Below are 13,047 nucleotides of genomic sequence, written 5' to 3' on the forward strand. Positions count from 1 at the left end.
TTAGCTTGATAGCGATGGGGGCAATACAGTGAACTTTATAAAAATGAATAAAAAAGAAATCATTATGCTCATAATCTTTACAATGTTTGTACCATTTCAAATTGGCTTGTACATATTATTTGGCATATCACTTTTAGCTAATGTCAATTTAGTTGAATCAGAATTTGTTCTTAGTGCCATCGGTTTTACTGTACCTGCTATTGTAGGAATCATTTTCTTTAGGAAAGAAATTATTGAAAGTTTTACTTATTTTAAAGAGAAGACAATTTTGAAAATAGTAAGTATTCCTATGGTAGTTTTATTTACGGTAATTGTGGAACAGTGTGTTATGCGTTTTCTAGCAACTGGTCAACCAGAGAACCAAGAGCAGCTCCTTGAAACGGGTGCGGAGGTACCTCTTGTATTTACATTGCTTGTATTTGGTATTCTGGGTCCAATACTTGAAGAAATTGTGTTTCGTCACATATTAATAAATCGTTTTTCTTACCATATTGGTACTGCTATTGCATCTATCATTTCGATTATGATTTTTACACTTCTTCATACGAACCAACTTTCGGATATTGCTATTTATTTACCTGGATCGTTGATACTTACTGCGGCTTATCTTATTTCTAAAAGATCCATTGCATATGTTATAGCGATACACATGTTAAACAATTGCCTTGGTTTCATTCTGTAAGAAACTAGACTTGTTTCTGGTGCCAAAAATACTTTTTCTATGGCATAAGAAAGCTAATCAAAAATTATAAGATATTAGGAGAGTGTCAGTCATGATTGTAACAACAACTTCTGGAATTCAAGGTAAAGAGATTATTGAGTATATTGATATTGTAAATGGTGAAGCTATTATGGGTGCAAATATTGTCCGCGATGTATTCGCTTCCGTTCGTGATGTTGTCGGTGGCCGTGTTGGTGCTTATGAAAGTAAGCTAAAAGACGCTCGTGATATTGCAATGGGCGAAATGAAAGAACTTGCAAAAGAAAAAGGTGCGAACGCTATCGTTGGTATTGACGTAGATTACGAAGTTGTTCGTGATGGAATGTTAATGGTTGCTGTCAGTGGTACAGCTGTACGTATATAAGTAAATAAAAAAAACGGTTCCCCTTGGAATTTATACTTTGAGGGGAAATCCTGGTTCTGTTGCAGATTTTAAAGAATAATAAGAGATGTTGATAAATCATTGTACGTCGAAAAACACAGTTTGAGTGTAAACTGTGTTTTTTTATATAGAGGCCCCATCCCATCACTATCAAGCTAAAATTTTTTAGTGCCTCTAGAACGAAATTTTGTATTAACTTGTAACAAAAAGTTCATTTTTATTTTGTTGATAATTCAGAATATTTCGGTTGATAGGTATGTGGCGGTACCCTGATACGGTACAATTTTTTTATAAACGGTTGTAAGATTCTACGTTTTTGACCATTCTGTACAACGATAACTTTGGTTTATTAATTTCGCCTGTAATCTGGTAGCCTATCCTCTGATACAATTTAATGGCAAGTTGATTCTCTTTCTTTACCGTCAGAGAGCATTTGGCAAAGCCTTGCAGGGAAGCTTGTTCCTCGGCAAACTTAAGTAGTCTGGTACCTATCCCTAGTCCTCGACTTTCGGGCAATAAGGCAATTGTTCCGATGTGAAACTCGTCATCTTCTCCCTCCTTCAAGGTAAACATGGAATAAAGCATTTTGATATTCAAAATGTTATAAATAACAAAACCCAGCTTTCGGAATGAAAGCAGCTGTTTAAAAGTGGACCAGGCAAGACGGTTTAAAACGGGTATGGGATAGCAAGTAATCATCCCTAAAGTTTTCCCGTCCATTTGAGCTTCATAAGCGTATTGATGACTAAAACGGTTGTTCTCCTGCCGCCAGAGCTTACAAAATGTCCCTTCGACTGTGTTCTTCTCCTCAGATCCTGCAAGTGGAAACGCCATGTATTCCAATGCCATTACATTTAACTGGGCGCCGACCATGGATTGATGAACAGCCTTTACAATAGAGATTTGATTCATTTCCCAGTCCTCCTTTTCGCTTTCTGTATTATTGATATTAATTATCATGGATTTGAATCAGTTCACTTACCTCTCAAATCATCCTTAGCTTTAAAACCATAATAAAATGTATTTAAAACAAGCTCTGCAGCAGATTTTTTAGCCACATTTCCTTCATGTACCTGTTCCCAAGTATGGAAAAGCAGAGCATAAAGCGTATTCAAAATCCATTCGCTGCTAACCGTTTGCTGAAAATAACCTCTTTGTTGTAACAGCTCAATAACGCGTCGTAAGGGTTCCCTCAGCTTCTCTTCTGCTTTACCTAATTCTTTGTTGTTAAATACAGATGCATCATGACCTAGAAAATAGATTTTGTCACCTAAAGGGATTAACGCTTCAATGAGTTCCGGGATATAGTTTTCGCTTCTTTCCTCATCCAGTGGAATCTGGTTTACAGTATCACTTACCAGTTGTATAGCCCGATGGCCTAAGAACAGCATCAATTTCTCCCTGCTTTCGACGTAGCGATGGAGTGTAGCAATTCCAATTCCCGCATATTCCGCAATTTCATTCATCGAAGCAGTAGGATTTTCAACAAGCAATATAGTAGCCGAATCAAGAATTGCATTAAATCTCGCTTCCTTCAACGCTGACAAGTCTTTCTTCATCGTCAATCTCTCCCTTTTTCTGTATAAATTCGTCATTTTTGATAGAAAAATATATCATTTGATATTATAATAAACAATCTCAAATAAAGTGTCCAGATGCTGAATGTAGCTTTTCAAAAAGAATTATATTACTGAAACTGATAGTACTTTGAATGTTTCATTTTTAGCATTTCATTATTTAGATAACGATGAAGAAATTAAATTATTTAATGTAATAAATACAAGAACCAAAGGAAATGGTTCGAATCGCTTTCTTAGTAGAGAAATTGATTACCTTATCTAGGTTTTTTAAACTATTTTTCATGACGCATTAATACTTATAGTAATTTTTCTACTTTTATTAAATCCGGTTGCACTTCATTTAATTACTGAATGTTTTATAATGAAGCTTCTTTCTGCATAAAGTTATCGGTTTACTTTAAAATTCACTTCCGGGTATTTGGTCATCAGCCTTTTAAGGGTTGAGCCGTCATCCTTCTGTTTTACATACTGGTCAAAAAATGCCAGGCTGAATTCGTTGATAATACGATGAACTTCCTTTGGATTTTCACCTGGGCTCTGCAACAGAGGGGAGAACAAATGTAAATCAGTGAGGCTTGTATGATCCGTATGAGGTATGACCATTGACATACCACCACCAGCTAACCCACGTCCATATCGCTCCCTCACTTCATAGGGATCTGCTTCATCAGGCTCTTCTGCACTCATGAGTAGAAATGGTTTTCCAATTCCACTTTCAGGAAAGATTTCTCCATACAATGTACCATCCATATTGATAGCTGCTTTGACACGAGAATCTTTTGCAAGTATTTGTGCTGCGGTAGCTCCACCGTAAGAGTGACCAAACATTCCAATTCGCGAAGTATCCATTCTTCCTGTAAAGAAGCCGGTCTCATCGTTTTGATTAAGTTTCTCTATCTGATTAAGGACAAAGCTGACATCTTCCTCCCATAATTTTATGTGGCTATCCCCTTCATCAGTTAAATTGATGGGCTGTACGTAAGCAGTTCGACCATCTGGAAAGACGGTAGCTGCAGCATCAAAGGTATGATCGATACTTAGAACAATATATCCTTGACTAGCCAACTCCTCAACTTGAAACGTGTTTTGATTACGAAAACCATTAAAACCATGAGAGAAAAGTAATATGGGATAATGATTCTCTGAATCTGAGAGTTGTAAATCCATAAACGAATGAGATTTTACCAATTCCATGTGGCTGAATGCAAATGCAGGAATGGACAATGTTTTTTCCAATCCCTTGGAAAGCTCATTTATGTTACGAATATAAGGTTCTGGATCCCCCTTACTTTTTTCAGCTGTAGGATACCAAATTTGCACCATCAGTTCGCGCCGATCGGTTGGATTTTTCGAATATGGTTCATTTCTCTGATGATCAATCCAATGATATACCTTCGTACCGATCCTATGTGGGCCGGTTGGTTCTTCAAATGAAAATACTGGCATAAGTAAGGGTAGCGCCACTGCTACAGACAAATAGATACATAGCAACGAGGTCTTAACTATGAATATCCCCCAACTTCTACAGCCCTTTTTCCGCCCAGTTAATAAATAGCATAAAATTAAGATAACTGGGGATACATATGCCGGAATCATCTGCCACCTAAAACCTTCTGCCAATAACTGAACTGTAACCATTACAACGGCAATCAAAGTAGCTAATTTAGACCACTTTTTCGTTTCTCTGCCTATTAACAGTATCCAACTCAATAGACTAAAATTCACTACTATCAAAACAACTTCCCAGAAATTCATTGGCCTATCTCCTTTGAATGTATTTTACTTCTAATTAAAGAGGTAGTTTTCAGCCTAAGCAAAAGCAGATGAACCCCCTATATAGTTGCACCAATTATGCTTAGTAACCGTTTCATCCACTCTACTCCTTTCTTCAAATTAAAAACTTAAAATGCCCAGCTACCTTTACGGAAAATTGGTTCTACAGTTCCATCTGGTAGAATACCGTCGATGTCCATCTCACTGCTGCCAATCATAAAATCCTCATGTGTTACTGAAATATTTGCACCTAACGTTTCAAGCTGATCGTTTTCTAAATCTCTTCCATCCTCTAAGCAAGTTGGATAAGCTTTACCAATCGCTAAATGGTTCGATGCATTTTCATCAAACAATGTATTAAAATATAAAATTCCCGATGCTGAAATTGGTGATTCATTTGGTACAAGTGCTATCTCACCTAAATAGCACGAGCCTTCATCCACATTAATAAGCTCCTGTAATAAATCATGTCCTACCTGTGCTTCAGCTTTAACAATTTTTCCTTCTTCAAATGTCAGTTTAAAGCCGTCGATAATATTCCCTTGAGAAACTAATGGTTTTGTATTGCTTACATAGCCATTTACACCTTGTTTCATCGGTAACGTATAAACCTCTTCGGTCGGCATATTAGCCATAAAGATAGTATCATCAGGAGTTTTACCACCTCCAGTAATCCATTTATGCTGTGGTGCTAATGCAATTGTTAAATCAGTACCTGGCGCTGTATAGTGAAGCTTTATATATTTTTTATTGTTCAGTAGGACCGCACGAGATTCTAAATTTTTTACATGTTCACGCCATTTTTCAATAGCACTGCCTTCACCAATACGAACAGCTTTAAAAATAGCCTCCCATAATGCTGGTACTTGATCCTCAGCTGCTAAATCCGGGAACACCTTCGATGCCCACTTTGGTGAAGGAACTGCTACCATAGACCAAGCTACTGAATCCTTCATTACGGCGTTGCGATTGTTGCTCAGAGCAGCTCCTGCTACCTTTTGATAGGTAGCTAGACGATTAGATGAAATACCTGTAAATTTATCAGGATCTGTAGCATCTATCATTAATAATGCTCCTTTACATTCGATCAGCTCATCATTCATTTTGACTATCCACTCTGGGAAGCGATTAAATTCTTCATCTGAGGCATAATCAAAGTAAGCACGTTCCATTTCTTCATCCGAGAAATTAACATGAACACGCCCTGCCCCAGCCTTATAAGCCTCTTTCACAACTATACGGGCGAAATCCAATGCATCCACTGATGTATTGACTAATAAGTATTGCCCTGGTTGAATATTCACACCGATTTTCACCGTAAGTTCTGCATATGCTTGTAATTTTTCTTCAAAAGTCATATTATTTACCTCACTTTTATCAAATTGGTTTTGAATTCCCATCACTAACTTGCTTTCATACCATACTTTCTGAACAGGTTTTCTCAGAATTTTTCTTGCCTATTTTTTATGTTTTTCATCAAGACATGATAACAACTAATGGCTTTTTTCTACTACTCATATATTTAATTTCTAAACTTTGATTCAATTAATATTGGTTTGTTTTTTAAAAAAATCTAATCAAAGGGCATCAAACACTACATAAAGTTATAGAGTTCTTTATTGTGAAAGCTCACTCATTTCTTCCCAATCTTTTCAATGTGGTTGCACCTAAAGGCTTACCATCAATGGGGCGTTTAACATTCTCAATCACTCCTTTATCTTTATAAAAGCATTTTTGATAGATAAATATATCATTTGACATAAGATTAAATCATTTTAAACGAATTATCAAGCCGTAAAATTTAATTTTTAAAAAATTCGGTAAAAAACCTATGTGAAAATGGATTCTATCAAAGGGAGCGATAACAAAAAGATTTTTTATACACACATGGATAAAACACATGAAAACTTATATATAAAATTACAAGTTCAACTCTCACAAAAAAACGGAATAAAAATAAACAGCGGAACTAGCCCACTGTTTACTTTGCCACACCTTCATGTAATTTTTCTGTATAATCCTTTACATCTTTCCAGCTATCTTTCGCTGTATGTAAATCTTCTTTTATAAACGTAAACTCTTCCGGACTAATTCCTTTTACGTTTTGTAGTAAATTATTATATTTTGCACCTACTGTATACCATTGGTTTGATATGTTTTGTAGTGCTGTAATTGCTGCATCAATTGTTTCCGTCATGTTTGTTGTTTTATTTTTTACATCAGTCAAAATTACGATTTCTGCTTGTGCTCCTGAAATTCTATCTTTTAAATTAGCTATCTCTCTTTCTGCATTTGCGATATCTTTTTTTGCAACCGCAATCATCGGCCCGCCAGCAAGACATGTTATTAGCGCTACGCAAAGTACGCCACCAGCAATGACCATATCATTACTCTTTTTAATCGAATCGTTATATGTATTTATTTGTTGCTCTAGAGCTGGAATACCAGCATTCGTACTTGCCAATATCGCTGTTAACTGATTTGTATCCTCTTTGAAACTATTTGTATCTTTCGCCATTCTATCGCGAAAACTTTTCAAATTTCCTAATAATCCATCTACCTCATTTTGATTCTTTACAATATCCGCATACAACTTTTCTAAATCCGCTTTTAATTTTCCGCTATCCTTTTGATCAATCGCTATTAACATGTCGTTATAATACGATTGAAAAGTATTATTGTAATTTATAATATTTTGATCCGTTTTCATAATTTGAGGCTTCATATTATTTAACCAATATGCTGCATTAATTTTTGCATCTCTTTGATGCTGAATCATATTCCCTTTAAATTCACTATTAATCGAACTTATTTTACTTAAATCCGTCTCTTGTTGATTTTGAATTAATTTTGCATATGAATCCATTGCAAATATACTCGATGTCGTTTGTGCCATTACATCTTGGAATCCAGCTGGTCCAAGAGAATAGTTTTTCACATTTTCTTGTAGTACCTTTACATTTTGTTCTGCTGCAAAAGGATGTAAAGGAGATACGTTACTCGTTGCCACCCCAGCAATCATTACCGCTAAAAGACATTTTTTATAAAATCTTTTCTGCATACTTTTCACCTATTTTCTTTATAAGAGTATAAAAAGCTCCTGCTCACAACTGAACAGGAGCTTCAAATCATTCATCAACACTTAACGCTCTAACGATTTGTATTCAATTATGCTTTTTTCGTATCTACTACTTTAATATCTTCAGCATAAATCTTTTCTGCATAGTCTTTAATATTTTTCCAGCTATCTTTCGCAATGTTTAAATCTTCTTTAATGAAAACAAGGTCGTTTGGACTAATTGAATCCACATTTTGAAGTAAAGAATTATATTTTGATCCCATTGTGTACCATTGGTTTGAAATATTTTGTAACGCTGTAATTGCAGTATCAATTGTATTTGTTAAATACTCTGTTTGTGTTTTAATGTTCGTTAATCCAGCTACTTCTAATTGCGCAGTTGTAACTTGTCCTGTTATCTTTTGAATTTCTGCTTGTGCATTATCAAGCTCTTTCTTCGCTAATACGATTCCAGCTGTACCACCGCCTACAGCTGCTGCACCACCTGCAATTAATGCTACTCCTAGCGGTGTTCCTGCGCCCGTAGCAATAACTACTGCACCACCGATAATTGCAATTGGTCCTAGAGCTGTCGCAACAGATGAACCGATAATAATTGCATTATATTTACTAATTGCTTCATTGTACGTTGTAATTTGATTTTGTAATAGCGGAATTCCTGCATCTTGACTAGCTAATATAGATGTAATTTGATTTGCATCACCCTTGAAGTTTTGCGTATCCGAAGTCATTTTATTTCGGAATTTCTTCAAGTCTTCTACTAACTGATCCACTTGTGCTTTATTTTCATTAATACTACTTGATAATCTAGTTAAGCCTTTCGTAAGAGTCGCTTTATCCTTTGCATCAACTGCAGCAACTAAAGTATCATAATAGTTTTGGAATTTCGTATTGTAGTTAATGATATTTTGATTCGTTGAAATAAGCTGTGGTTTTAATACATCTAACCATTGCTTCGCATTTCCTCTAGCTGTATCTTGGTGCTGAATTACTTTCCCTTTTAAAGCCGAATCAACAGACGATACATTTCCAAAGTTAACATTACCTTGTTTAATAATTGTTAAAGCGTACAGATCCATTACTAAAGCATTTGAACCTGTTCTTTCCATTGCATCTTTTAGGCCTTCTGGTCCTAATGAATATTCTTCATAGTCATTATAAGCTTTTGCTACCGCATGAACTGGAGCTTGTTTCACTGTACTTTCAGCTGCATACGTATGAGCCGGCATAATATTTCCTGCTGCAAATACTGCCATAAGTGCTGATAGAGCCATTACTTTATAAGGTTTTTTTGTCATTTTTCTTCTCTCCCTATATCGCTAATTATTTTTCTGTTTAATGTACTTCAACGTTTGTAACGTAATCTTCAAATTGATTTGTTTGCTTATTCATTTCATCACTTACTTTTTTAATTTGATTGAAATGTTTTTGAAGTAAACTACTGTCTGTATACGTGCCTTCTTCGACATTTGTTTGAATTTGAATCATATTATTATTTAAAACTTTCCAATCCGTTAATAACGTTTCTAAAGTTGTAATTTGACGATCAATTAATTCTGTAAAGCTATTTACTTGATCTTCAACGAATGTAATTTGAGTCGCCTCTGCTTCAGTTTGTGATAACTTTTGAATAAGTGGCAATAACTCCTTTTGCTTTTGTTGAATGCGAAGAGCTGCTTCCCTCGTTTGACTATCTGCAGCATTTACAATTTCATTACTTAAAGTACCGATAGAAACAAAATCGATTGTTTTCGTTTGTGCAGTTTGATTTGTGATTGTAAATACTTGTTTACCAATATTAATAGAACCTTTAATGATTTCTTGAGGTCTATTCAAAATAGTAGTTAATTCAGCTTGAATTTCACCTTGAATTCTTTTAATATCTTCTCTTAATTTCACAATATCTCCACTTGATCCTTGCAGTGTTTTTATTGCTTCATCGGCTTTAATTGATAAGTTGTTACTATCTTTGTCTAATACTGTTTTAAATCGATTTAACTCTAATAAATCTTGCTCCATACTCTCTTGGATGCTTTGTACTTGCAATTGTAATTTTCCATATGCACTCATAAAATCTGCTTTTGCTTGCTGATCTTCATTTACGTTTCCTGCTAATTCATAGAGCTTACTATAATAGCTATTAAATCTAGTGCTGTATCTCATCATCTCTTGATTTAAGTCAATTAGCTTCGGATTATATTCATCAATCCATTCTCGTACATTCGCCTTTGCAAACTTTTGATGATTCGTTAAGCTACTCATCGCATTTACCTTAATATCTGGCTGTTGTAAAATAATTAATCCATATGCTTGAATAAGAGGTGATTGTGATCCTAACATTCTAATTGAATTGGATAATGTATTTGGAGCAATTACATTTTGTGCATATACTGTTTTCACTTCCGTCTGCCCCTCCTTAGCGTAAGCGCTTACAGGAATGAAGCAACTCGTAGATACTGCTGTAACCAATAACCCTGTAATTAAAGTCTTTTTCACTTTAACTCCTCCTATGTATTAGCAACTATTACTATCGCATTTTATTATTCTATTTTCTTACCTATAATTTGAGATGGTTAAAATAGAGAACGTTCTCACCGCGATCCATGTACGAACCACCTCTCTCGTATTGCTACAGTACTTACTTATCGTCACAAAACATTTTATTATTTTTCATATGTGTTTAGTATGAATAATATTGTATAAATTTTCTATTTCATCGAAATCCCCACATTCACACAGTGAATATATTACATAAAAATATTATTCATTTTAAACTAAACAACATACGTAAATATGAAATTTCGTTTTGTTTTCATATATGTTTTGTACTGTAAGGTCATTTAAACACAGCTGTTTATATAACGTAAAGAAGTATTTTCATTCCCTTTATTTTCAAGCTTTCGTGTCCTTATTTCAAAATATAATCCGATTCACTTTATAGATTGAAATATCTACATATCACAACAGAAAACACTACTTGAAAATAACTGATAAAATTATATAAATATAATTTTCGAGCCCATATGCAATTATGCATAGCATATACACAAAAAGGATAGCTTCATTTTCACGAAGCTATCCTTAAAAAATCTTCTTATTTTTTCAAATGATATGGAACTGTCGTAATAACAACATTTCTTTTATAAAGTAAATACGCACGTATGAGTAAACTGGATTGATTATGAAGAATGTTATGCCAACCTTTTTTCGGAATGAACTGTGGTATAACGACCGTAACGCGGTAATTCGATTCACTTGCCTTATATTGCACTGTATCGATGAACTTCGTTAGCGGCTGGATAATACTTCTATAATGAGAATGTAATGTAACAAGCCTAACTTCAGGTTGCCACTTTTTCCATTTCTCTTCAAATTTCTTTTCCTCTTCCCTGTCAAAAGCAACATATACAGCAATAACTTGATCTGCCGAAAGAGCCTTAGCATAGTTCAATGAATTTTCTACTACGTGAGTCATACCAGCTACCGGAACGACGATTACATTTCCCTTAATCGGAACAAGTGGTTCACAAGTTTTTAAACTTAACTGATCACCTACCGCATCATAGTGCTTCTTAATTCTGTGGAATAAGAAGATGATTGCAGGTAAGAAAATAAGTATCGACCAAACTTGTGCAAATTTAGTTAAAAAGAACATGCTCATTACGATAAAACTAATAACTGCACCAATTAAATTAACCGTTAATCTTAAAGCCCATCCTTCAGGTTTTTCCCGAAGCCATTTTAATACCATCCCTGTTTGAGAAAGTGTAAATGGAATAAATACACCTACTGCATATAGTGGAATTAAATGTTCTGTTTGTCCTTGGAAAGCTACAATTAAAATAATCGAAGCAACTCCAAGTATAATAATACCGTTTGAGTAACCTAAACGGTCTCCTCTAATCGTAAACATTCTCGGTATGAATTTATCTTTTGCAAGGTTAACCGCTAATAAAGGAAATGCAGAATAGCCTGTATTAGCAGCGAGAATTAATATTAAAGCTGTTGTACCTTGTATGAAATAGTACATGAAATTACGTCCAAATGTTTGTTCAGCAATTTGAGAAACAACTGTTACTTCTTTACTCGGAGTCACTCCGTAATAATAAGCTAAAAATACAATTCCTGAAAATAACACAGCAAGTAATGCACCCATTGCAAGCAATGTTTTTGCAGCATTGTTTGGCGCAGGATCTTTAAAGTTCGGAATTGCATTTGAAATTGCTTCAACACCTGTTAAAGCAGAACTACCTGATGCAAATGCTCTTAGTAATAAAAATAAACTAATTCCTGCAACTGGTGTTCCAATCGGCGCATGTAAAGTAGGTGAAACATGACCAGTTAAAATATTATATATGCCCACACCAATTAATATAAATAGTGCTAAAACGAATAAATAAACAGGATATGCTAGCACGGAAGCTGATTCCGTTACTCCTCTTAAATTTAATATCGTAATTAATATAACAAATATAACCGCAATAATTACGTTATGTGCATGTAAGCTAGGAAACGCAGAAGTAATTGCATCTGTACCCGCGGACACACTTACCGCAACAGTTAAAATATAGTCAACTAATAAAGATCCTCCAGCAATTAAGCCTGGATTCATCCCTAAATTTTCTTTTGATACAACATACGCTCCCCCGCCATGCGGATAAGCAAAAATAATTTGACGATAAGATAAAATAAGGGCTGTCAATAATACTAATACCCCAACAGCGATCGGAATGGAATACCAATAGGCGATCGCTCCAACACCTGCTAAAGCAATTAAAATTTGCTCTGGACCGTAAGCAACTGATGACAATGCGTCAGAAGATAAAATAGCTAAAGCTTTCGTTTTATTAAGCTTTTGTTCTCCAAGCTCCGTTGATTTTAACGGTCTTCCAATTAAAAATCTTTTAATAGATGAAACCAATGCTGTCCACTCTCCAATAATTTTGTACGAACTTTTCTGCTTGTTACAGCCAGTAAACTATTTCTTCAGAAAACAAAAAATGTCTACAAGCCATAGCGAAATAGACTTGTAGACATTATTTTTTTTGTCGCACAAGCTCCACCTTCCTTCTCAATATAACGCTTACGAGGTTAGCTGTCGGATTCGGGCCTATGAGTAGCCCTACCTTTTTCAAGGATTCACCCCATCGGATTATGTACTAATCCGTAAAAACGGGTCCCCCGTACCATGCGGTTTCAGCGATTTAGAAAATTGAAACTGTGGATTATAATACTCCTTTATTTTCAAAAAGTAAACAAAAATTTTTAATAAGAAAAAAATTAAAATGATTGCGCATAATCCGCTGAGAAATATACATAATGAATACTAAAAAATCCACAAAGGAGACCCATATGTCTAAAGAAAAGAAGCCTATTTTTTCCGATTCATATTTAGATGCAGTAGCAAATGAAATTAATCAGTTATATGGTAAACGTGAACAGGAAATAAATTTGACAGATAGAACGAAAAGAAATAAATGATTTGTCATACAAAAAAATAAAAAAGATAGCA

At 34.7% G+C, this 13,047-nt stretch carries 11 protein-coding genes and 1 riboswitch; of the genes, 3 read left to right on the top strand and 8 right to left on the bottom strand.

Annotated features, from left to right (window positions below):
• The first annotated feature begins 28 nt into the window (after positions 1-28).
• Entirely contained in the window at positions 29-682 is a 654-nt protein-coding gene (locus CN409_RS16635) for a CPBP family intramembrane glutamic endopeptidase (RefSeq protein WP_001009305.1), read from the top strand.
• A 91-nt stretch (positions 683-773) separates the two neighbouring features.
• A complete protein-coding gene (locus CN409_RS16640) occupies positions 774-1,085 on the top strand; it encodes a heavy metal-binding domain-containing protein (protein WP_000637518.1) in 312 nt (103 codons plus the stop codon).
• A gap of 306 nt (positions 1,086-1,391) precedes the next feature.
• Here CN409_RS16640 and CN409_RS16650 read toward each other — a convergent pair whose 3' ends face one another.
• The 8 genes from CN409_RS16650 to CN409_RS16690 all read right to left on the bottom strand — a co-directional run bounded on the left by CN409_RS16650 (position 1,392) and on the right by CN409_RS16690 (position 12,456).
• Positions 1,392-2,015 carry a GNAT family N-acetyltransferase gene (locus tag CN409_RS16650; RefSeq protein ID WP_001071938.1) on the bottom strand — a complete coding sequence of 208 codons (624 nt, stop codon included), beginning with the start codon at positions 2,013-2,015 and terminating at the stop codon, positions 1,392-1,394.
• Between the two features lie 62 nt (positions 2,016-2,077).
• Entirely contained in the window at positions 2,078-2,662 is a 585-nt protein-coding gene (locus CN409_RS16655) for a TetR/AcrR family transcriptional regulator (RefSeq protein WP_000710982.1), read from the bottom strand.
• 405 nt (positions 2,663-3,067) lie between these two features.
• The gene (locus tag CN409_RS16660) at positions 3,068-4,438 is read right to left on the bottom strand and encodes an alpha/beta hydrolase family protein (protein WP_001012300.1); all 1,371 of its coding nucleotides are present in this window, start codon (positions 4,436-4,438) and stop codon (positions 3,068-3,070) included.
• A gap of 146 nt (positions 4,439-4,584) precedes the next feature.
• Positions 4,585-5,814 carry an aminopeptidase gene (locus CN409_RS16665; RefSeq protein ID WP_097981437.1) on the bottom strand — a complete coding sequence of 410 codons (1,230 nt, stop codon included), beginning with the start codon at positions 5,812-5,814 and terminating at the stop codon, positions 4,585-4,587.
• Positions 5,815-6,437: 623 nt separating this feature from the next.
• Positions 6,438-7,517: a non-hemolytic enterotoxin NHE subunit C gene (gene nheC / locus CN409_RS16670; protein WP_001172000.1), complete on the bottom strand. Its 1,080-nt coding sequence runs from the start codon at positions 7,515-7,517 to the stop codon at positions 6,438-6,440.
• Between the two features lie 107 nt (positions 7,518-7,624).
• Complete coding sequence (gene nheB / locus CN409_RS16675; RefSeq protein WP_097981439.1) at positions 7,625-8,833, bottom strand: non-hemolytic enterotoxin NHE subunit B; 1,209 nt, start codon at positions 8,831-8,833, stop codon at positions 7,625-7,627.
• A gap of 37 nt (positions 8,834-8,870) precedes the next feature.
• A complete protein-coding gene (gene nheA / locus CN409_RS16680; protein WP_000751828.1) occupies positions 8,871-10,031 on the bottom strand; it encodes a non-hemolytic enterotoxin NHE subunit A in 1,161 nt (386 codons plus the stop codon).
• A gap of 598 nt (positions 10,032-10,629) precedes the next feature.
• Entirely contained in the window at positions 10,630-12,456 is a 1,827-nt protein-coding gene (locus tag CN409_RS16690; RefSeq protein WP_000254886.1) for an APC family permease, read from the bottom strand.
• A gap of 144 nt (positions 12,457-12,600) precedes the next feature.
• A riboswitch (cyclic di-AMP (ydaO/yuaA leader) is annotated at positions 12,601-12,747 on the bottom strand.
• A gap of 140 nt (positions 12,748-12,887) precedes the next feature.
• On the opposite strand from CN409_RS16690, the gene CN409_RS32560 reads away from it, so the two are divergent.
• Positions 12,888-13,016 carry a hypothetical protein gene (locus tag CN409_RS32560; protein ID WP_000031873.1) on the top strand — a complete coding sequence of 43 codons (129 nt, stop codon included), beginning with the start codon at positions 12,888-12,890 and terminating at the stop codon, positions 13,014-13,016.
• The last annotated feature ends 31 nt before the right edge of the window (positions 13,017-13,047 follow it).

The organism is Bacillus sp. AFS012607 (genome assembly GCF_002558005.1).
Lineage (GTDB): Bacteria > Bacillota > Bacilli > Bacillales > Bacillaceae_G > Bacillus_A > Bacillus_A thuringiensis_S.